This window comes from Halorubrum rutilum, assembly GCF_024494565.1.
In genome coordinates this window covers 580,395-600,189 of sequence record NZ_JANHDN010000001.1, presented here as the reverse complement: position 1 = coordinate 600,189, position 19,795 = coordinate 580,395, and the positions used below count along the sequence as shown (strand labels likewise).

20 protein-coding genes and 1 pseudogene are annotated in these 19,795 nt (G+C 63.2%); 16 read left to right on the top strand and 5 right to left on the bottom strand.

Features of this window, described 5'->3' with window-relative positions:
* The first annotated feature begins 7 nt into the window (after positions 1 to 7).
* A pseudogene (locus tag NO900_RS03190) lies at positions 8 to 1,696 on the top strand (YegP family protein).
* A gap of 38 nt (positions 1,697 to 1,734) precedes the next feature.
* On the opposite strand, the gene NO900_RS03185 reads toward NO900_RS03190, so the two are convergent.
* A complete protein-coding gene (locus NO900_RS03185; protein WP_256407761.1) occupies positions 1,735 to 2,007 on the bottom strand; it encodes a glutaredoxin family protein in 273 nt (90 codons plus the stop codon).
* 43 nt (positions 2,008 to 2,050) lie between these two features.
* Complete coding sequence (locus NO900_RS03180; RefSeq protein ID WP_256407760.1) at positions 2,051 to 3,232, bottom strand: CBS domain-containing protein; 1,182 nt, start codon at positions 3,230 to 3,232, stop codon at positions 2,051 to 2,053.
* Positions 3,233 to 3,366: 134 nt separating this feature from the next.
* On the opposite strand from NO900_RS03180, the gene NO900_RS03175 reads away from it, so the two are divergent.
* Positions 3,367 to 3,765: a cupin domain-containing protein gene (locus tag NO900_RS03175; protein ID WP_256407759.1), complete on the top strand. Its 399-nt coding sequence runs from the start codon at positions 3,367 to 3,369 to the stop codon at positions 3,763 to 3,765.
* Positions 3,766 to 3,825: 60 nt separating this feature from the next.
* Here the strand turns inward: NO900_RS03175 and NO900_RS03170 are convergent, their stop codons facing one another.
* Together NO900_RS03170 and NO900_RS03165 are read right to left on the bottom strand one after the other, a co-directional pair.
* Entirely contained in the window at positions 3,826 to 4,629 is an 804-nt protein-coding gene (locus tag NO900_RS03170) for a M14 family metallopeptidase (RefSeq protein WP_256407758.1), read from the bottom strand.
* Between the two features lie 39 nt (positions 4,630 to 4,668).
* Positions 4,669 to 5,211 carry a DUF309 domain-containing protein gene (locus NO900_RS03165; RefSeq protein ID WP_256407757.1) on the bottom strand — a complete coding sequence of 181 codons (543 nt, stop codon included), beginning with the start codon at positions 5,209 to 5,211 and terminating at the stop codon, positions 4,669 to 4,671.
* Between the two features lie 84 nt (positions 5,212 to 5,295).
* Between NO900_RS03165 and NO900_RS03160 the strand changes: the two genes are divergently transcribed.
* From NO900_RS03160 to NO900_RS03110, 11 genes are all read left to right on the top strand, one after another.
* Positions 5,296 to 6,213, top strand: a complete 918-nt coding sequence (locus tag NO900_RS03160; RefSeq protein ID WP_256407756.1) for an EamA family transporter — start codon at positions 5,296 to 5,298, stop codon at positions 6,211 to 6,213.
* A gap of 257 nt (positions 6,214 to 6,470) precedes the next feature.
* Entirely contained in the window at positions 6,471 to 7,622 is a 1,152-nt protein-coding gene (locus NO900_RS03155; protein ID WP_256407755.1) for a tyrosine-type recombinase/integrase, read from the top strand.
* A 94-nt stretch (positions 7,623 to 7,716) separates the two neighbouring features.
* Positions 7,717 to 8,562 carry a hypothetical protein gene (locus NO900_RS03150; protein ID WP_256407754.1) on the top strand — a complete coding sequence of 282 codons (846 nt, stop codon included), beginning with the start codon at positions 7,717 to 7,719 and terminating at the stop codon, positions 8,560 to 8,562.
* A gap of 491 nt (positions 8,563 to 9,053) precedes the next feature.
* Complete coding sequence (locus tag NO900_RS03145; RefSeq protein ID WP_256407753.1) at positions 9,054 to 9,185, top strand: hypothetical protein; 132 nt, start codon at positions 9,054 to 9,056, stop codon at positions 9,183 to 9,185.
* Positions 9,186 to 9,329: 144 nt separating this feature from the next.
* Positions 9,330 to 11,246: a helix-turn-helix domain-containing protein gene (locus NO900_RS03140; RefSeq protein ID WP_256407752.1), complete on the top strand. Its 1,917-nt coding sequence runs from the start codon at positions 9,330 to 9,332 to the stop codon at positions 11,244 to 11,246.
* 632 nt (positions 11,247 to 11,878) lie between these two features.
* Positions 11,879 to 12,373 (top strand): hypothetical protein, encoded by a 495-nt coding sequence (locus NO900_RS03135; protein WP_256407751.1) that lies wholly within the window; start codon positions 11,879 to 11,881, stop codon positions 12,371 to 12,373.
* A gap of 166 nt (positions 12,374 to 12,539) precedes the next feature.
* Complete coding sequence (locus NO900_RS03130; protein ID WP_256407750.1) at positions 12,540 to 12,920, top strand: SWIM zinc finger family protein; 381 nt, start codon at positions 12,540 to 12,542, stop codon at positions 12,918 to 12,920.
* Positions 12,917 to 13,321 (top strand): DUF6166 domain-containing protein, encoded by a 405-nt coding sequence (locus NO900_RS03125; protein ID WP_256407749.1) that lies wholly within the window; start codon positions 12,917 to 12,919, stop codon positions 13,319 to 13,321. Before NO900_RS03130 ends, NO900_RS03125 begins: the two co-directional genes overlap by 4 nt.
* A complete protein-coding gene (locus tag NO900_RS03120; protein ID WP_256407748.1) occupies positions 13,314 to 13,475 on the top strand; it encodes a hypothetical protein in 162 nt (53 codons plus the stop codon). Before NO900_RS03125 ends, NO900_RS03120 begins: the two co-directional genes overlap by 8 nt.
* Positions 13,472 to 13,774 carry a hypothetical protein gene (locus NO900_RS03115; RefSeq protein WP_256407747.1) on the top strand — a complete coding sequence of 101 codons (303 nt, stop codon included), beginning with the start codon at positions 13,472 to 13,474 and terminating at the stop codon, positions 13,772 to 13,774. The genes NO900_RS03120 and NO900_RS03115 overlap by 4 nt, the downstream gene beginning before the upstream one ends.
* The gene (locus NO900_RS03110; protein WP_256407746.1) at positions 13,761 to 13,991 is read left to right on the top strand and encodes a DUF8139 family protein; all 231 of its coding nucleotides are present in this window, start codon (positions 13,761 to 13,763) and stop codon (positions 13,989 to 13,991) included. The genes NO900_RS03115 and NO900_RS03110 overlap by 14 nt, the downstream gene beginning before the upstream one ends.
* Positions 13,992 to 14,157: 166 nt before the next feature.
* Here NO900_RS03110 and NO900_RS03105 read toward each other — a convergent pair whose 3' ends face one another.
* Positions 14,158 to 14,388, bottom strand: a complete 231-nt coding sequence (locus NO900_RS03105; RefSeq protein WP_256407745.1) for a PadR family transcriptional regulator — start codon at positions 14,386 to 14,388, stop codon at positions 14,158 to 14,160.
* A gap of 94 nt (positions 14,389 to 14,482) precedes the next feature.
* On the opposite strand from NO900_RS03105, the gene NO900_RS03100 reads away from it, so the two are divergent.
* The 3 genes from NO900_RS03100 to NO900_RS03090 all read left to right on the top strand — a co-directional run bounded on the left by NO900_RS03100 (position 14,483) and on the right by NO900_RS03090 (position 19,691).
* Complete coding sequence (locus NO900_RS03100; RefSeq protein WP_256407744.1) at positions 14,483 to 15,595, top strand: PDDEXK family nuclease; 1,113 nt, start codon at positions 14,483 to 14,485, stop codon at positions 15,593 to 15,595.
* A complete protein-coding gene (locus tag NO900_RS03095) occupies positions 15,592 to 15,714 on the top strand; it encodes a hypothetical protein (RefSeq protein ID WP_256407743.1) in 123 nt (40 codons plus the stop codon). The genes NO900_RS03100 and NO900_RS03095 overlap by 4 nt, the downstream gene beginning before the upstream one ends.
* A 62-nt stretch (positions 15,715 to 15,776) precedes the next feature.
* Positions 15,777 to 19,691 (top strand): Eco57I restriction-modification methylase domain-containing protein, encoded by a 3,915-nt coding sequence (locus NO900_RS03090; RefSeq protein WP_256407742.1) that lies wholly within the window; start codon positions 15,777 to 15,779, stop codon positions 19,689 to 19,691.
* Positions 19,692 to 19,795 lie beyond the last annotated feature (104 nt).

The window sequence follows — 19,795 nt, the reverse complement described above, 5'->3', positions numbered from 1 at the left end:
CCTTCGTATGGGAACGACTGACAAACGGGATCGGAACGGCGGCCTGTACGAACGGCGAATCGGCACGCCGCGGACGACCGACGAGGTGAACGGCTACTGGCTGTTCGGGTTCGGCGTGCTGCTCGGCCTGGCCGGGGTGGCGGTGTTCTTCCTCACCGAATCGGCGACGGCCGCCCGCGGCATCGGGTACGCGCTCGCGGCGCTCGCGCCCCCGTTCGTCATGCTCGGGGCCGTGATCCGCTTCCCGCTGCGGCGGACCGGGACGTTTCTCGGCTACCTCGGCACGGCGGTGAGCGTCCTCGGCGTCGTCTGGTTCGTGAACATCTTCCCGGACGGCTGGTTCACCGCGTCCGGCGACCCGACCGTGATCGCGCTGTACGGCGTCGGACTGCTCCTCGTCGGGCTCGCGGGGACGGTCGTCCCGCTGCTCTCCGACCCGGTGTACGAGGACTACGAGCGGATGCGGGGCGAGGCGGCCGCGGCGACCGCCGAGCGCGACGAGACGAGCGCCGACTTGGAGGCGGCCCGGGAGGAGTTGGCGTCCACGGAGGACGAACTGGCCGCGACCCGCGAGGAGCTGGCCGCCGCCGAGGAGCGCGCGGACGAGCTCGACGCCGACGTCGCGGCCGCGCGCGACGAGATAGCGTCGCTCCGCGAGAGCAAGGCCCGGTTCGAGCTGTTCGAGGACGCGAGCGGGAGGCCGCGCTGGCGGCTCCGCCACCGCAACGGCAACGTCATCGCGACCGCCGGCCAGGGGTACAGCAGCCGCGGGAAGGCCCAGCAGGGGCTCCACAGCGTCCGGCGGAACGCGCGCGGCGCCGGGCTCCTCCGGATCGAGACCGCGGTCGAGGAGGCCGAGCCCGTCGCCGACGACGACGGGCCGGAGCCAGAGGACGCCGCGGAGCCGGCGGTGGCGGTCCCGAGCGACGACGAGCCGGAGAGCGCGGCGACGTTCGAGCTGTTCGAGGACGCGGCCGAGGAGTGGCGCTGGCGGCTCCGCCACGACAACGGCAACGTCGTCGGCGACTCCGGGGAGGGGTACGCCTCGAAGTCGAACGCGAAGCGCGCGCTCGCGACGGTCCGCGACCACGTCGCCGCCGCGGACTACCTCCGCGTCGATCCGACCGCCTTCGAGCTGTTCCGCGACGCGGCCGGGAAGTGACGCTGGCGGCTGGTCCACGAGAACGGGAACGTGCTCGCCGACTCCGGCCAGGGGTACTCGTCGCGCTCGAAGGCCCGCCAGGGGCTCGACAGCGTCCGGTCGAACGCCGCCGACGCCGCCGTCGCCGACCTCGACGCCGACGAGGCGGCCGACGCCGCGGGCGACGCGAACGCGACCTTCGAGTTGTACGCGGACGAGGGCGGCGACTACCGCTGGCGGCTCCGCCACCGCAACGGCAACGTCATCGCCGACTCGGGCGAGGGGTACGCCTCGAAGTCGAACGCGACGGACGCGATCGAGCGCGTCCGCGCCCACGTCCCGGACGCGGACGTGCTGGAGGTCGGCGACGCGGCCTTCGAGGTCTACGAGGACGCGGCCGAGGAGTGGCGCTGGCGGCTCCGCCACCGCAACGGCAACGTGCTCGCCGACTCCGGGGAGGGGTACGCCTCCCGGTCGAACGCGGTCGAGGCCGTCACGAAGGTGAAGGCGAACGCCCCCGGCGCGGAGACCGAGACGGTCGACGCCGCCGAGTAAGGAGTCGAGCGGCCAGTCCCGTTTTTTCAAACCGCGGATTACGACGCCGCGAGCAGCTTCAGCCGCAGCTCGCGCTCGTCGACCTCGTACTTGAACGCCGGGTGGCCGTCGATCAGCACGTAGGGGACGCGCTCCCCGTACTCCTCGGCGAGCTCGGGGTCCTCGTCGACGTCGACCATGTCGAGGTCGATCGCCACGTCGAGCCCGGCAGCGGTCTCCTCGATGGTCTCGCGGGCGGCGTCACAGAGGGCGCAGTCCTCGCGGGTGTACACCGTGACCGGGACCGTCGACGCCGCGTCCGACTCGCTCATGCTCGGTCGTTCGGCCGGCGGCGAGGAGTCGCTTTCGGTCGCTTCAGAACACGTCGGGGTCGTCGCCGATCTGCCGCCGCCCGCTGATGACGCTCGGCGTGCCGCCCGTCTGGATGATGTTGAACGCGGTCATCAGGTCGGAGCGGGAGATGATCCCGACGAGCCGCTCCTGGCGGTCGACGACGGGCAGCCGGCCGACGCCGTTCTCCTGCATCGTCTGGAGCGCGGTCATCGCGTCCGTTTCCGGGCCGACCGCGACCACGTTCGTCGCCATCACGTCGTCGACGCGGTAGGCGTCGCGCTCGACCTCCCGGACCGACCGCGCGTCCTCCAGCGTCACCATCCCGACGAGGTCGTCGCCGCGGAGCACGGGATAGCCCGTGTGGCGCTCCTCGAACATCCGGCTCATCAGCTCGGCGACCGAGGTGTCCTCGCTGACGGTGTGGAGGTCCTCGCGGCCGGTCATCACGTCGCCGACGGTGACGTCCTCGAAGGCGGCCTTCAGGGTGGTCTGCTGGGCCTCGCCGGAGGCGGCGATGTAGATGAAGAAGGCGAGCACGATCAGCAGCAGCTGGAAGCCGAGCAGCCCGACGATCCCCATCACGAAGGCGAACGCCTTCCCGACCGCGGCGGCGCGCTGGGTCGCCTGCGCGTGCGGCTGGTTCCGCGCCAGCAGCGCCCGGAGGACCCGCCCGCCGTCCATCGGGAACGCCGGGAGCATGTTGAAGACGGCCAGCACCACGTTCAGCAGCGCGAGGTAGCCGAAGACGAACAGCACGGCGTTCGACCCGACCGGCGCGAGGGCGAACACGGCGTAACACGCGACGCCGACCGCGACGCTGACGATCGGCCCCGCGACCGCGATCCAGAACTCGTGTTTCCAGTCCTCGGGGAACTCGGCGAAGCTGGCGAGCCCGCCGAGCAGCCACAGCGTGATCGACTCGATCTCGTAGCCGTACCGCATGGCGACGACCGAGTGGCCGAACTCGTGGAGGAGGACGCCGACGAACAGCCCCACGGCCGCCGCCAGCCCGAGGACCCACGGCGTGAGCCCGCCGGCGAGCGCGGCCGGGTCGATCCCGGCGCCGAGCGCGTCGTTCATCACCTCGGCGATCATCCCGACCTGCGAGCCGATGAGGTAGGCGAACAGCGGCAACACGATCAGGAACGTCCAGTTGAGCCTGACCGGGATCCCCAGCGCCGTCCCGATCTTGAGTCCTCGCATGTCCCCGCGTTGGTCGGGTGTGGGGTTAAACGTCCGGGGGCGAGGGACCGGAACGCATGACGGCCGCTCCGACCGACGGACCCCGACCGCGTCCCGCCGTCGTTTATAAGCCTCCTCGCCGCCGATCGGTCGGTATGGAGGATTCCACCACCGACGAGGCGACGACCGCCGCGGACGCGGTCCTGAAGCGCGCCGACGAGGTCGGCTACGAGGCGGTCGACGCCGCCGACGGGCTCCGGAAGGGCGTGCTCGTCGACGAGGCGGACGGCGCCCCGCACTTCGCGATGCGGCGGTTCGAGCTCGCGCCCGGCGCCGCGGTCCCCCGCCACACGAACGCGGTCGAGCACGAGCAGTACGTACTCGCCGGCGAGTACGTCGTGGGGATCGGCGACGAGGAGCGCGTCGTCGCCCCCGGCGACGCGCTCCTCATCCCGGCGGGCGTCGAGCACTGGTACCGGAACGACGGCGAGGAGACGGGCGCGTTCGTCTGCGTGGTCCCGAACGGCGACGACGAGATCGAACTCGTCGAGTAGGCGCCTCGTCCCGTCCGATCGCGGTTCGATCGCCCGGCGGTCGCTCGGCCGCCGGCGCGCTCACTCGATCGTCCCGACCCGGTCGGCGACGTAGCCGAACTGGTCGCGGTAGCCGTACGACGACAGCAACACGGGATAGAAGGGCTCGTCGGCGCGGAGCTGCTCGTCGCCGGCGGCCGCGAACGCCTCGCCGACCTCGACGCGCTCGAAGTTGCGCGCGAACACCTCGTACGTCTCTGCCTCCGGCTTCGGGATCCGGTCGCGGAGGCGGAACACCTCGACCGCGTCGCGGCCGCCCGCGTCGACGGCGCCGTCGGCGCCCGGGGCCGGGAGCGCGCCGGTCGCGGCCAGGAACGCCCGCGTCAGCCAGTAGGCGTTGTCGGCGGCCCCGTCGGAGCCCTGCAGGCCGGCCTCCACCTCCAGCGTGTGGGGGTGCTCGATGAGCCGGCCCTCGGTGAACGCGTCGGTCTGGATCACCACGTCGACCGGGAGGTGGGGCGCGACCGCGCGGGCGACCTCGTCCATCGAGTCGATCACCGCGAACGGCTCGGCCGAGGACTGCGTCGAGTGGATCGAGAGGGTGGTACAGTCCCCGATCTCGTCGAGGAGCTCGGCGGCGAGCCGCTCCTCGTGGGCGTCGGCGTCGGGGTCGCCGGGGAACGCCCGGTTGAGGTCGGCGTCGAGGTAGCGCACCCCGGCGTCGAGCGCCGCCTCGTTGGCGACGATCAGCCGCACCGGGCGCTCGACGTCGGGGTCGCTGTCGAGGAGCCGTCGGACCGCGCGGGCGCCGCAGGGCTCGTCGCCGTGGATCGCGCCGACGACCGCGACCTCCGGCTCGCCCTCGCCCAGGTCGTACACGTCCATACCCGTGACACGCGCTCGGCGGGTAAGTCGCGTTCGGATTTACTGCGCCCCGTCGATCCGCTCGGCGTACTCGTAGTCGGCCGGGTACGCCTCCGGGCGCGCGCCGTCGAGGGCGATCCGCCACCCGTCGATCGCCGCGGGGTCGTCGAGCGCGGCCCGCAGGGTCTCGCGCACCTCGCCCACGTCGACCCCGTAGAAGTCGTCCGGGACGCCCCGGAGGTACTCCAGCGCGGTCTCGAACAGCGACCGCATCCCCTCGTCGCTCTCGAAGTCGACCCGCTTGTACGCGCCGGCGGCGACCTGTACCATCCCGTGGAGGAAGGCGCTCTCCGTCGTCCCGCTCCCGTAGTTGTACCACTCGTCCTCGAAGCAGTCGTGCGACTCGTGGTACTCGCCCGCGTTGAACAGCCGCACCCCGTGCTCGGTCGCCCGCCGGAGCGTGGCGTGCTCCCAGTGCCCGCCGGCGAGCCGGGCGTCGTCGGGGGCCGAACCGCCTTCCCCCTCGCCCTCGCCGGCGGCGTGCCACCCGGTCGGGTTCCCGAGCGGCGGGGCGACGCCGGGGTCCCGGGTGTGTTCGTCCATGCGGGTGCGTCTCGGGGCCAGCGACCTAACCGTTTCGCGACCGGATCGAACGCTTCTTTCCGCGACCGGGCGTCGGGCCGATCGATGGATCTCGGTCTCCTCTCCGCGATCGGGGCCGCGGTCGTCTGGGGAACCTACGTCTTCGCGCTCAAGCGCTCCTTCTCCGGCTACCCGCCGGCGGGGCTCACGGTGCTCATCAACGCGTCGGCGATCGCCTGGTTCCTCCCGGTGACCGTCGCGACGAACGACCTCGGCGCGGGGGCGCTCGCGAGCGACCCGCTCGGCGCGCCCGGGGCGATCGCGCGGTCGCTGGCGGCGGTCAACCCCGCGGCGGCGGCCGTCGTCGCCGGCACCGCGGCGGCGACCGCGGCCGCGTTCGTGCTCTTCCTGCGGGCGATCGAGGACGGCGACGTCTCCTACGTCGCGCCGATCAACAAGGTGGTCCCGATGTTCGTGCTCCCGCTGGAGGTGCTGCTGCTCGGGCAGGTGCTCGCGCCGGTCCAGGTCGCCGGGGTCGTCGTCACCACGGCGGCCGTCTACGTCGCGAACTACGAGCCGGGGAGCCTGCTCGCGCCCCTGGCGAGCGCGGCCCGCTCCCGGCCCGCCCAGCTCGCCTTAGTGAGCGCGGCGTGCTACGCGGTCGCCGACCTCGGGAAGCGCGTGGCGCTCCAGGAGCTCGCGATCCCCGGCACGCTGTGGGTGCCCCTGCTCCTCGCCGGGGCCGGGCTCATCCTGCTCCCCGCCGCGGTCCGGACCCCGCCGGCCGTCTCCCGAGGCGACGCGCCGAAGTTCGTCGCGGCCGGGGCGCTCGTCGCGCTCGGCGAGCACCTGACGACCGTCGCGTTCGCGTCGCTCCCCGCGAGCGTCGCCTCGCCCGTGATCAACACGCAGGCGATCGTCGCCGTCGTGCTCGGCGGGGTCCTCCTCGGCGAGCGCTACTTCCGCGTCCGCCTCGTCGCCGCCCTCCTCGCCGTCGTCGGCGTCGCGATGATCGCGCTGTGAGCGGCCGCGGCCGCGCACGGCTGGACCGTGGACCTCGGCGAGTCGCCGTCTGGCGGGTTCGAGGCGCGGCTGGTCGGCGCCGAACCGACGGGATAAAGACCTGCGGAACCGAACGCCGGGTCGCGTGCGAGGGTAGCCAAGCCCGGAAACGGCGGCGGACTCAAGAAGAGCCACTCTAAGCGCCGCTAAGCCAGTAATCCACTCTCGCAAATTCCCGTTCCGTCCCTCGGTTTTGATGGACTCGTGACCTACCAACCATGCAAAACGAGTCCGACGACGATTTGAGTCCATTCGAGCAACGCACCGTAGAGATAACCTTCCCGCTCGTCCCGAAGGCCGCCTCGCGGATGCTCGACTCCAAACAGGAGTTCGACTACCGAGAGCGCCGAGAGGAGTTCGCCAAGTGGCTCCTCCTCGAAGGCAAAGACACGCGAGACATCGAGGGATACTCGCAGGCGACGGCCAAGCGGACGATGTATCGCGTCAGCTACTTCGAACGCGCCGTCTGGGAGAAAAAAGACGAGTACGTGCCCGTAATGACCATCGAGCACGCTAATCAGTACATCGAGGGACTGGCGTACTCCGACAAGAGCCAGTCACACAAGCACCATACGCTCCACGCGCTGAAACGCTACTTCAAGTGGCGTCACCACGAGTTCGGAGAGCCGGAGTGGGAGCCGGACAGGGCTTTCACCGTCTCGAACTCGCAGAAGCCCCAAGACTTCTTCAAGGAAGACGAACGCCGCAAGCTACGCCAAACTGCGCTGGAGTACGGAACGATTCCCTCCTACAAGACTGTCCAAACCGACGAGGAACGCCGAGAGCGCCTCAAACCACTGGTAGCGGAGTATCACGAGAAAGATGTCGACGATGTTGGCACCGACGACTGGGCGGACATCCCATCGTGGAAGGTCACCTCACTCGTCTGGACCAGCCTTGATGCCGGTCTACGTCCGGTCGAAGTAGGGAACGCTCGAACCGGATGGGTGGACAGTGACAACGCCGTCCTCCGCATCCCGAAAGACGAGTCAGCGAAAAACGAGGCCAACTGGGAGGTGTCTCTCCGCCGGAAAACAGCGAAGGCACTCAACCGCTGGATTCAGGAACGAGAGCACTATCCCGAGTACGATGGCACAGACGCACTCTGGCTTACGCAAAAGAAGAAGCCGTACGACTCCAAGCAACTCGGGAGGCTTCTCCGAAAACTCTGTGACATCGCTGGGATTGACACTGCTCGTCGTGACGTTAGTTGGTACTCTATCCGTCACTCAGTCGGGACGTACATGACTCGGGAAGAAGACCTCGCGGCTACGCAAGCTCAACTCCGGCATCTGCGTCCAGAGACCACGATGAAATACGATGCTGCGCCAGTGAGTGACCGGCGAGATGCACTCGACAGGATGGGGTGATTGTAGACGGAAAGAGTAGTTTCAGCCGCCTCAGAAGTCCATAACTCCCATCAAACCCTATTTTTAATCGGGTTCTCAGGCCCCCAGAAGACCGATGAGTGGCAACAACGACCAGTACCGGTTCGGCGATGACGGCGAACTCGAAGAACCGGACGACGACGAGAACGACGAGGAACAGTTAGTCGACGACTGGGGGAACGAACGGCCTTGGTACCTCACCCGTGGCCGCTACCGCCGCGACATCGTTACCAGCCTACTGCAAAAAGGGGTGAGGCGTAGCGCAGAGGAAGAAACAGCATGGGCCGCGTGGGAGTTGGCCCGGTCCGGGCTGACAGAGTACGTCTTCGAGCGGTTGAACCTGTTCGTCATCGAAGACCTGCGAGCGGGTCACGAGGTCGCGCTCTTGATTGAGCGGTACGAGGAACTGGCGACGGAACGTTGGGACCCCGACTCGTGGCGCGGTCGCATCTGTACCATTCACGCGGCGCTTGCAGCCGCCCGAGCACCATCCTCGCGCGAGAGTACGTATGCCAATGGGGCGTTCGACTCCGTGGCACAAGACCGCGTCAGGGCTGACCAAGAAGAGGACCACGAGACGGTGTTCGACCCGGTTGTATCCGAAGCAGAACTCGACCCAGACGGCAGAATCGGCAGGGTCGTCGCAGACCGCCACTCCTACCCGGGGTCGGCGAGGGGGAGGGATTGGCATCATTTCAGGATTCATGGCTCACGAACGGGACCGAACGAGGATACCGAGGTCGGTGACAGATGGCGACGACAGGTGCTTCGAGCAGAGCAGTACGGCTACCGTGAGGACCAAATCGAGTTCACAGACAAAGAGATAGACCACGCGACGGAACCGACAGACGCCGACGACCCCTGGCGGTGCGACCTCGATGACGACGATGCGGGACTCGACCAGTTCAACGACGAGGCGTGACGAAGCCACCGCCTACCCCCTGACGAGGCTCCTCTTTCCGGAGGCGTCACACCTCCCCACCCCTCCTGGGTTCACTCTCTACACGGGACCTGTGTTGCAGACGGTGCTGGAGTTGTGTCGCGCTCTGATTTTCCCGCTGATAGCATCCGACCGGAGTCTTGCGATTTGAATCTCGATACGTGCCACGCAGACCACGACCCATCACCGGTGAATCTGTCAGACCAACCTGTCTGATGACTCTACCAGTACGACTTAAATAGCTCAGTCTGGTCGTGTCTCGCGGTTATTTATATTTTAATTAGTCACAAGAATAATTGATGAATCTGTCAGAGAGACGGGGTTCGGAGGCCGCAGAGCAGACTTACAGGTCGTATCTACTACAGGTCTCGCCACACTGGGACGGATGCGCCTACCTATGACGGCCTCGATAGAAAGAGGCGACCCGGAAAAACTGGTATAAAGGGAGTAGCCCGTCTTATTAATACAGAATCATGGACATAACGACCGTCAGCTTGGACAAGAGCACGCGGGACGCGCTCGCCTCGCTCAAAGAGCAGGAGTCCCACCCCCACTACGACGCGACGGTGTCATGGCTCATCGAGGAGGTGGAGAGCAGTAACTAACGGGTGGGAAGTGCCGAGCAAAAGGGGCCTGCTCGGCAATGGAAGCCGTCGGATGGGCCGGGCCTTCCGTGTAATCATTGTACGCGGTCGGGCTTGGTTGTTTCGCTCCGGCGGGTGCCCACCTTAGACGGTCCCGTAGGACACATGAACGAGAATCCCTCAACGACGAAGGAATCACTACCGCCTGAGGTTCCCGAGCGTCATACGATAACCGTCAGCGATGACCGTGACGATGTCGCGGAGTACCTCAGTAAGCAAGTTGCCGAGCGTCTTATTCGATACTCCGAAGCATGGTCGCAGGATACCCCCTTCGTCGTTCACGTTAAAACGATTCAAGGCACCGGGAAGACGCTCGGTGGGATGGAGACCTCAGCCCATCATATCAACCCGACTGCGCTTTTCGGACCGCGACACACGGATATCAAAGAGGATGCGGCCATCAAGCCCTTCGAGGGAATCTTCAGGATTCATTTCGAGGGAAAAGACCAGGTGTGTGACCACCCGGACTATCAGGGTCGTCACGCCAATGTACATCCCGATGTAAGTTCCGAGTGGTGCGATGGATGTGAGTATCGGGAGGACTGTCAATACTGGGAGAGCTATCGTCGAATCAGAGGGCAGGGGGCCCAAAACTTCACCGCCGTCCACCAGCATCTCCTCTACCTCCCGAAAGTGCTCGACGAGTGGAAGGGTATCAACAGTGTGCTTATCGACGAGTCGCCCTGGGACACAATCGTCGAGCAGACCGAGACGTTCTCACCGGAGGCCATTAGCGTTTCTCGAAGGACCGTTCACGCACTGTTAAGCCGCGACACTCCTCCCGTAGAGGAGCGCCTACTAACGAAGGTAGATGAAGCGTTGTCGCAGTTGAAGTCCGCGATGAAAGACGGTACTTCGCGGGACGAGTTCGACGCATGGAAAATCGCGTACGAGGCGTGCCGGGATGAGGACGTGGTCAACACGCTCACTCGTGAACTCAGCAAGGTCCACGCCGACCGAGACGATTCGAGCCACACCGAAGTCGTCCGGAAACTTTTCGGGGCCATCCCCCACGTCAAACAGGCGTGGGAACACGTCGAGCAAGCGGACGAGCACCTTCCCGTTGAGAACCCCCCTGAGTCGTTCTGGCACATCACCGACGACGGGTATCTCCGGATTCGATGGATGCGGACACAAACGCTCCGTGAAGTCGCCCGCGAGAAACCAGTATTCGTGCTGGCCACCGAGATGGAAACCGAGGTAGTCGAAGCGATATTCGACCTTCCGGTGGTTACGATATCCGACGACTACGCGCCCCCCGTGGACGTTCTTCAGTTGAAGACTCGCTCCGCAGGTGTCACTCAACTTCGCAAGAGGGGACGGCTGTGGGAGAACCTGTTGGAGCTGACCAGCCTGGCTATCCAGCGCGAACGCCTCGCTGGGGTCAAAACGTTTGTCGCAGTAAAAAAGGACCTCAAGGACGACGTACGCCAGTTCCTGGAAGACGAGGGATACACGGAGGGCGAGGACTTCGAAGTCGGCCACTATTTCGGACTGACGGGGAGTAACCGATTCGAGGATTGTGATTCCGTCGTGTTGTTCGGGATGGCTCGCCTCCGGAACGAGGACGCAATAGCAAAGGCTCTCCTGGCTGGTCTCGATAAGGAGGCGTTCCAGAACGAGAAGAGCGTGGGAGAGCTTAGAGACGCGCTCCATCGGATTCGGCCCTCACGAAAGGATGGCGTCCGGGCATACATCCTGACGAGGAAGGTGAATTTCGAGGATGAGTTCACTGGAGACTACGAGCCGCTGAGTGTACCGGACTTGCGAAATGAGTTGAACCAAGCCATCGCTCGTGAACGGGAGGCGAAGGAGATTCGGGAGACCCTGCTGGAGTTCGTTAAGAACCGGGAGACTCCTCCCACAGCGAGCGACTTCAAGGACGAGTTTGGGAGGGAGTACTCGAAGGTCAAGCGCCACCGGGAGAAACTGGTAGAAGCAGGACGGCTTGAGGTACGGAAGGAATCGGAGGGACGAGGACGACCAGCAGAGAGATACTTCGTTTCTGAGCCCTCAAACTAATTAATTCGACGAAATTGGATTCCCCCATGTTACAACAGTATAATGGGGAAAGGAGTATTTGCTCGAATTAAATGCTTTCAGACGTTCTAAACAAACTTTTGAGAGTAAGCGTCCTCTCCGAGTGTTGGGAATCGTTACCGGTTAGGCCGGAGCGGGCTTCCGATGACAATTACTGGTGAGCATTAGACCGGAGCGTACTGCTATCAGCGACGAAATATGAAGTACCGTAGTAACGCTTTCTCCGCAGAATTAGCTGGTTAAAGATATTTTATACTTCTATCCCTTCTACTACTACATAGGGAACCCACAGAGCAACAGCTATCGGACATAGTCCGGAGCAAGAACCGGTGGTAGGAGCACCGGTCTGTGGCTTCCCTGGGAGCCAAGGAAGCAATGTCAGATACGAGTTCCAGAGTGGAAACGCTGTCGAACAGACATCCGGATGCGGAGCGAGTCGGCCCGCATCTGGTAATCGACAAGACGGAGTGGGTGCCCGGCAAGCATCCCGACCCTCACCGACGACGCGAGGGTCAGACGGAGTACTGCGAACGCTACGTCAAGTGCCTTCGGTGTCGGGTAGAGGTCCTGCGTGAGCGCGACCTCCCCGAGACGTGCGAACCGGAGGGCCAGCGATGAAGCTGAAGGATGCCCAGGTCGACTGGCGCGAAGATGTGGGCAACGACCCTCGGCTGGAGGTGCTCGTCGACGAGATACCGGACCGTTCCGAGCTCCGGTTCGAGCACGAGGACGGTATCTGGTGTGGCATCAAGGACGGTTTCGTGTCCTACTTCGCCTGGAGTGGTGACGGCAACGATGGTGGCTACAGCGGTCGGTCGTTCGAGGTCACTACGGTCGACGGCGAGCAGGTCACGCTCAAAGGCCCGTGGAGTTCCCGCGCTGGGTGCGTGAATAAGCGGCAGTTCGGTCCGGTCGTGGACGTGCGACTGACGACCGACCCCAGCGTCCTCGAACAGGGCTACACGTTCAAGAGCGGAACCCTGACGCTCTCGGCGGCGAAGCAGGCCATTGACCTCGCGGATGCGGACGCCCACTTCGAGCGCGTCGTCAAGTTCGATTCCGACGAGCCGTACTGGGTTCCCGTTCGGGACAGCGGAGGTGACGCGTGATGGCGACGTGTCGGGAACTCGGGTGTAACCGCGAGGCCACCCACACAGTCGTCGTCAACGCGCCGGGTCGCGGGTATGCGGAGGACCCCTGCTGTACTGAGCACGCCGAGAGGGCACGTGGTCGGGTCTACGTTCGAGACGTGCGACAGCGAGGGGGTGAAGCCTGATGTCCTCAGAATCGGTCCAGCCCGACATCGAGCCGCGAACCCTCCGGGCCGCGACCGAACACATGACGGTCATCGAGGAGGCGGATGCGCTGTTCTCAGTCACGACGCAAAGTGGCTCCGAGTACACCGTCGACCTCCGCGAGCCAGCGTGTACGTGCCCGGACTTCGAGTATCGAGACGGTGTCGACGAGTGCAAGCACATTCGGCGTGTCCGTATCGAAGTGGGTCAGGTCGACACCGACGCGCTTGAAGCCCGGCTCGCGGAGACGGCTGACGACTTCGACGCGAACGCCGCCAACCTCGAACAGCAGGCCCAGGAACTTGCCCGGACCGCCGACGAACTTCGTGACGCACTGGACCGGCTGGAGGAGGTGGCATGATGTCGCGTCAACCCCTGGGTTCGACCGGTGGAAACACCCGTCCACGACCCTCGGACGAAGGGGAACAGTCCGGGATTTCGACGGAACACGTCTACCAAGGAAGCCGGGACCCGACCGCACCAGTCGGCCAGGAGTGTACAGTCACGGTCGATGGTGAACCGCTGGACTGTCGGTATGACCTCCTTTCAGCATCTCCGAGTGGCTTCGAGTGGGGATATGGTGGAAGCGGTCCTGCAACCCTGGCGATAGCGATACTCGCACACGCCTTCGACGACGACTTCGCCACGACCCACTACCAGCAATTCAAGCGCGAAGTCATAGCGAATCTCCCCGAGGACAGGTGGACACTCAGAACGTCAGACCTCGATGCGTGGCGTCGGGAGGTGGTCAGTGATGCTTAACCGGTACTTCCGCCTGATGCGGTGGTGGCTCAGGCGCTGGTATCCTGTGTTCCGGTGGTTCGGACGAGTCACCGGTCAAGAGGAGTACGTCGAGCGGGCTATCGACGTGACGGAGGACAACTTCGAGCGGATTCTGGAGGGCGACGACGAATGAGCCGTCCTGACCCTGCGGCGGCGATGAACGGTGTCGGTACTGGCCACATTTGCGATAGGTGCTCCGCTCGCATCCAGCACGGGGACAAGGCTGGGATGTACGTGACCTGGTACGACGAAGGCGGCTGGACACCCAGACGCACTTGGTGTCTCGACTGCTGTCCCGAGGAGGTCGACCCCGCCACCGACGACGCCGACGAAGCAGTTCTCCTCGGCGTGTTCTTCGCGCACCGGTTAGTGTCGGTAACCGTCAGAGACAGGAGCCTACCCCGTCAGGAGGCAAACGATGAGACGGTTTGAGCCGGGCGACTGGGTGAGGGTCGACATCCCTGACACCGAGGACCCCGACTTCGACCAGTTCCACGGTCGGCATGGCGAGGTCGTGGACGTGCTGGAGGATGATGCGGGTCAGGAGACGGGCGACGAGCGTGACGCGCACCTGTTCACCGTGGAGTTCGAGGACGGGTCGACGCACGGCTTTCGCTGGCGGGACCTTCGCCCAGCACCGGAGGGGTGAGTCCCGTGCCCATCGCTCGGAAGGTCGAAGAAGCGTGTCCCCAGTGCGGCGACGATAGTGACGTATGGATGTTCGAGAAACCCGAGGGGTCAGTCACGAAGGAGTGCTATACCTGCGAGACGTGCGGGTGTGAGTGGTCAGAAATCGTCGACTGCTGACCACCTTCTTATTCACCGAGCGCGTCAAGCAACTGTTCTCCGTTCTCGGTTAGACGGTAGTACTTCGTGTCGTCTTCGACTCGGTCAACCTCAATCATTCCAGCCTCGCGGAGTTCATCCAGATGGACGTAGACAGTCCCGCGATTCAGGCCCAGTTCACGTTGTAGTTCGTAGCCATAACTGGGCTCCTCGCGGAGAGTCAAGAGGATGTTCAGCTTTGCCTCGCCGATTAGACTCACGTCGGGAAATCCGGCACAGCGACCCATCAACGCCGTATTGGAAACTTCCAAGACTTGGAAAAATCCAATATACTATGGCCCCGTTGAAGCCGCCATGCGCCTTTTCGAGTTCGACCGCGACCGGGACGAACCGCGCACGCTGGAGCTGGACCGCGAAGCAGTCGAGACCGAATGGCAACTGGAGTCATGGCTCCACGCCAACCCCGAAGTCATCCTGAACGAGCCACTGCTGATTTTTGGTCGGCAGTACAGTCTCAGTACCGGCCTCCCTGACCTGCTCGCGCTCGACCAGTGGGGCAACGTCGTCGTGGTTGAACTCAAGAAAGGCCAGAGCGGCTCCGGGAGTGCCAGCGAGGAGACGATTCTCAGCCAGCCCCAGAATTACGCCTCCGACCTCAGCAACTACGAGTACGCGGACCTGGAGGACATCTACCGCGAGTACAAAGCCAACGTCCGGGACGAGTGGGAGGTCAGCGAGTCGGCGGTTGTCGAGGACACGCTCAAGGAAGCCCACGAGACCGCGCTCGGTGGTGATGTCGAGGAGTCCGAGTTCAACACCCACCAACGAATGGTCATCCTCGCCGAGGAAATCACCTCGCGCACCGAGAACAACGCCCGGTACCTGCTTGAGCAGGGGTTGGCCGTCCAGTGCGTTGCAGTGCAGCGATTCGAGACAGACGATGAACGGGAGTTTCTGGTAGCTTCGACGGTCGTCGATTATCCCCTGTCGAGGGTTCAGCCCGAGGACAGCAAGGTCGACTACTCCCACCTGATTCGAAACGTTCGTGACCGGGTTTTTGCCGAAGTCTCGGATGTAACGCGCCACGAGAGGCCGGGAGATATGAGCGGGGCAGCGTCCCGGCGGCTCGGCTTCCATTCACAGCATCCGGAGCATCCTGATTCGGTTCTCTATCGATTCACGCCGCGTATGGTGGAACAGGGACGGGCTACCGTGAGTATCGGCCTCTTTGGGTCGGATACCGACGAGAAGGACCAGGTTCGGGAGGTCGTCGCGGCACACGCTGGCGAACTGGAGGGCTACAAAACGAGCGACGAACACCGCCCGAACAGTAATCTGGTGTACCTGGAGTTTGAGATGCTGGACCGCGAGCCAGACGAGGAGTTCGTTGAAGCCGTGGCTGAGGAGATGACCCGCCTGATACAGCACTACCATCCGTTACTCGTCGAGGAGGTCGGTTCCGAGTGATTGGGTTCATTATCGGCTTCGTGCTCACGATACTGGTGATACTGGGACTGGTGATGTTCGGGCAAGCGATGGTAGGCGACCCGAACGATGTCGTGCCGGAGGAAGAGGATGGCACGTAGCTACGCCATGTACGTCAGCCATTCACTTGCTTTTTTGATGGGTGGCTGAGTTAGCGGGCACAATGGCAGATTCTACGGCACTCTACGAGTCTCTCCATCGCATCGCCGAACGGACAGACGATGATATGAGCGAGCGCGATGTCGAGAATCTGTTTCTGGAGACCGGATTCTACGATGCACTCGGGTACGAGGGAACCGGAACCGACCTCCGCAGTGAGTTTACGCTCCCCGATGACCGCCGTCCAGATTACATCACGCTCGACTCGAACGAGGCAGTAACGGCTGTCTACGAGTTCAAGACGACTGGCCGGTCTCTCCCCGACCACGAATCGCAGTTGTTCCACTACATGGAGCATCTCCGTTCAGAGTACGGGATGCTAACGAACGGAGAGGAACTCCGGCTCTACCGGCGAGACCAGGACGCGCCGATGCTCACGGTTGCTCTTGACGCTGTGACCGAGAGCCATGCCCGCGACCTCGTGAGCGCCCTCGAAAAGCGGGAGTTCGACCTGACAGACCCCGAGGACGTGAACCAGTTCCTTGCCGACTTGGAGCCCATCCCGCTGGACGAGCAGGCAGAACTCGGCCAAGAACACTTCTTCGACACCTTCCGATTAGAGGACGGCAGTCCGTTCGCTGACCTCGTCACTGGGATGATGGATGTGCTGCACGAACTCCGCGACGAGCAGGACGCCAAGTTCGTGAAGGGTGCCTACGATTTCTGGGAGGCAACCTACGCCGACGAGCCCGATGAAGTCCCCAACTCGTGGGACCCGTTCATCAACGGCAAGCAGTCGCTCCGGGACTTCATGTTCTGTCTGGAGAGTGGTCACGCCCTGCTCGCCCGGCTCCTCTTGGCGAAGGCCACTGAGGACCACGACTTTTTCGCTGGCACTGGCTACGAGGGGATGGACGACTACTTCCGGGGCTTGCAGGGCTTCGGCGACACCATCAACCTCGACGCCTTCCCCGTCGCGGCGGACAACCTCATCGACGACATGCAAGAGCAGTTGGTCGAGGGGCTGTTCCAGGACGACATCTTCATCTGGTGGACTGATGGCTACGCTGAACAACTCTCACGCGGGCACGAGACCGGTGCAAACCAGTTCGAGGATGTCGCCCGAGGAACGGGCGACGTGGAGCGGGTAAGTGAGGCCACGCGAAACCGCTTCAGCCGCGCCGTCGCGGAGGTGTTCTTCAACGTCCTACGGTTCGACTTCGAGGACGTGGAGGGCGACCTGCTGGGGGACCTCTACCAGCGATACTTCGACCCGGAGACGCGCAAGGCACTGGGTGAGTTCTACACGCCTCAGCCCGTCATCGACTACATTATGGACGGTGTCGAGTACGAGCGTGGTGTCTCAAACGAGCGGCTCATCGACCCGTCGTGCGGGTCCGGCACGTTCCTCGTGGAAGCCGTCGAGCGATATATCGAGGACGTAGAGACATTTGAAGACGACCCGGACTGGGAGGAACACCTGCGGGACCTCTGTACCCGCCCGCGCATCGTCGGACTGGACATCCACCCGTTCGCGGTGCTGATGGCCCAGATTCGGTTCGTGGTCGCTATCCTCCCAGCCTACCGCGAGGCCAAGACCCAGAACCCGGGATTCACGCTTCGGCGGCTCCCAATCTACCGGACGGACACGCTCCGGAATGAGCGGGAGCTGACCGGCGCGGACCTCGGCGACGACGGCACCCGGCAGATGACCTTCGACGCGATGACCGAGGACGACCAGGACGTGCGGATTCCCGTGCCGCTTCCGGTCGAGGTAGACGAGGAGGAGGCCGCAGAGACGGAGGACGGGTTCCTGGTGCGTCGGGTGCGGATGCCGCTGTTCGACACCATCCAGTTGGAGACGGGGGTGAGCAACTTCGACGAGTACTTTGCGGCTCTGCAAGGCGTGTTGGACACTGTTAAGGACCACATGGCGCTGGCTGAGGAGTTCGGAGGCGACTTCGATTGGACCTACCAGAGCGGGCTGGAAGAGCGGATAAATGCCCACACGTCACAGGAGTACTCCGGCGTCGAGGAGTTCTTCGCGCCCTACGTCGACGACATGTTGGAGAACGTTCGGTACCTTCAGGAGGAGCACAACGACGGGCGGCTATTCAAGATGTTCGAGGACACCGTGCTCGCGCTCGTCGTGAAGAATTACATGACCTACGATTACGTCGTGGGGAATCCGCCCTATGTCCGTACCCAGAATCTCCCAGATAGGCAGAAAGAGATGCTGGACCGGCTGTATGATTCCACAACGGGGAACTACGACATTTACTGTCCGTTCTACGAGCGGGGCCTCGACTGGCTCCGTGAAGGAACCGGAAAACTCGGATTCATCACCCCGAACCAGTTCATGGTAACTGACTACGGCGAGGGTCTGCGGCGTGTCCTGCTTGAGGAGGCGCGCATCGAGGAGGTCTATGATTTCCGTGACTCCGGCGTGTTTGAAGACGCGAAGAACTACCCTGCTATCGTTATGCTGGAAGACGAGCCGGACTCCGATGAGCGTGAAGCGAACGAAATCCGGTGTGTCAGAGTCAAGGCTGATACGAAAGCGCCTACGAACCGCGACCTCGATACGGCGGTCATCGAGGCCGTCCGCGAGCATCGCGGTGAGCCGGGATACGAGGACGAACTGATTAACGTGTTCGACTATCCGCAGGGGGACTTGGATGACGGGTATTGGTCGTTGATGCCGCCCGAGGAGTTGAAAATCATCCACAAGATGGAGTCCGCAAGTGATGCGACCGTAGGCGACGTTACGGACTCTGTGTTCGCTGGAACTCAAACCAGTGCCAACAACGTGTTTCTGGTGACACCCGTTGATGCCGACCGTGTCTCTGCTGACGATACTGGCGATACAGTGACAGTGGTGCCGAAAGGTGAGTCCCGTGAGTACGAAATCGAGACGGATGCGCTCCGCCCGTGGTTACAGGGTCGTGACATTAATCGCTGGCGTGGGGATTGGTCAGGCGAGCACGCTATCGTGCCGTATGTTCTTGAGGAGGATGACGACGGCAATCTTACGTCGAACCTCATCGAACAAGAGCGGTTGGAGAGTGAGTTACCGCTGACGTGGGAGTACCTGACCGAGCATCGAGACACCTTAGAGAGTCGAGAAGGTGGCCGATTCGAGGGTCGTGACGACTGGTACGGGTTCGGATACCCCAAGAGTATGACTCGGTTTGAAGACCCGAAGCTCATCTGTTCTGAAATCGCGGCAGAAGCGACGTTCATGCTGGATGACGTTGGGACGTGGTATTTCAAGGCCGCTTACGGTGTCCAGCTTGAAGATAAGTTCAAAGACCGGACAGATACGTTCGCTGGGCTGTTGAACTCTAACGCGCTGGACTTCTATCTCAAGCACTACACGACGCTGAAAGTCGATGGGTACTACAAATACACTACAAACTATCTGACTCCCCTCCCGATTGCCTGGGGTGACGACAGCGACCGTGCCGAGATATGTAATCACATATCAGAGATTACGACGGCGTTAGATACGGAAAGCAAGACCGAACGGTTTCCGGAGGCGTACCTCGGAGAGTTTGATGGCGAACTCGATTACATCAACTACGAATGGCAGACCCGCCGTTATCCGGTGAACGCCGAGGTGCAGGGTGACGTAGATGGGAACTTTACAGTCCAGGCTGGCCGGTCCGATATCATCAACGACCCAGCGATGTACGCAGACGACCGCGAATCCCGGAAGCGCCGCGCTGAGTACGTTCATGCGGCTGTTGATGGACGTAATGTTAAGAGCGGTGAGACAACTACTATCCCCATTCCACGTAGCGACAGTGGTGTTGAGACACTGCTGGAAGCCCTGCGTTCAGACGAGGCAACTGTGACTGAAACCAATCTTGAAGAGTTAGAAGAGAAGGTGAATGAAATGATATACCGTATGTTCGGTATTACAGCTGAAGAACAGGACGTGATTGAGGAGTACTTAGAGACGTTTCGGGTGTACTGAGACTATCGAACACTCGGCTGATAACCCGGTTTCTCGTCTCGGTCGAGGTTCTTCGCCTACCGTGACGTAGTTATCCTGTGGTTTTAGCTGTGTCATGAGCAGAG

Bases quoted from the DNA above. Each gene is read 5' to 3' on its own strand.
- NO900_RS03185 (WP_256407761.1), bottom strand. From the start codon at position 2,007: ATGAGCGAGTCGGACGCGGCGTCGACGGTCCCGGTCACGGTGTACACC.
- NO900_RS03180 (WP_256407760.1), bottom strand. From the start codon at position 3,232: ATGCGAGGACTCAAGATCGGGACGGCGCTGGGGATCCCGGTCAGGCTC.
- NO900_RS03175 (WP_256407759.1), top strand. From the start codon at position 3,367: ATGGAGGATTCCACCACCGACGAGGCGACGACCGCCGCGGACGCGGTC.
- NO900_RS03170 (WP_256407758.1), bottom strand. From the start codon at position 4,629: ATGGACGTGTACGACCTGGGCGAGGGCGAGCCGGAGGTCGCGGTCGTC.
- NO900_RS03165 (WP_256407757.1), bottom strand. From the start codon at position 5,211: ATGGACGAACACACCCGGGACCCCGGCGTCGCCCCGCCGCTCGGGAAC.
- NO900_RS03160 (WP_256407756.1), top strand. From the start codon at position 5,296: ATGGATCTCGGTCTCCTCTCCGCGATCGGGGCCGCGGTCGTCTGGGGA.
- NO900_RS03155 (WP_256407755.1), top strand. From the start codon at position 6,471: ATGCAAAACGAGTCCGACGACGATTTGAGTCCATTCGAGCAACGCACC.
- NO900_RS03150 (WP_256407754.1), top strand. From the start codon at position 7,717: ATGAGTGGCAACAACGACCAGTACCGGTTCGGCGATGACGGCGAACTC.
- NO900_RS03145 (WP_256407753.1), top strand. From the start codon at position 9,054: ATGGACATAACGACCGTCAGCTTGGACAAGAGCACGCGGGACGCGCTC.
- NO900_RS03140 (WP_256407752.1), top strand. From the start codon at position 9,330: ATGAACGAGAATCCCTCAACGACGAAGGAATCACTACCGCCTGAGGTT.
- NO900_RS03135 (WP_256407751.1), top strand. From the start codon at position 11,879: ATGAAGCTGAAGGATGCCCAGGTCGACTGGCGCGAAGATGTGGGCAAC.
- NO900_RS03130 (WP_256407750.1), top strand. From the start codon at position 12,540: ATGTCCTCAGAATCGGTCCAGCCCGACATCGAGCCGCGAACCCTCCGG.
- NO900_RS03125 (WP_256407749.1), top strand. From the start codon at position 12,917: ATGATGTCGCGTCAACCCCTGGGTTCGACCGGTGGAAACACCCGTCCA.
- NO900_RS03120 (WP_256407748.1), top strand. From the start codon at position 13,314: ATGCTTAACCGGTACTTCCGCCTGATGCGGTGGTGGCTCAGGCGCTGG.
- NO900_RS03115 (WP_256407747.1), top strand. From the start codon at position 13,472: ATGAGCCGTCCTGACCCTGCGGCGGCGATGAACGGTGTCGGTACTGGC.
- NO900_RS03110 (WP_256407746.1), top strand. From the start codon at position 13,761: ATGAGACGGTTTGAGCCGGGCGACTGGGTGAGGGTCGACATCCCTGAC.
- NO900_RS03100 (WP_256407744.1), top strand. From the start codon at position 14,483: ATGCGCCTTTTCGAGTTCGACCGCGACCGGGACGAACCGCGCACGCTG.
- NO900_RS03090 (WP_256407742.1), top strand. From the start codon at position 15,777: ATGGCAGATTCTACGGCACTCTACGAGTCTCTCCATCGCATCGCCGAA.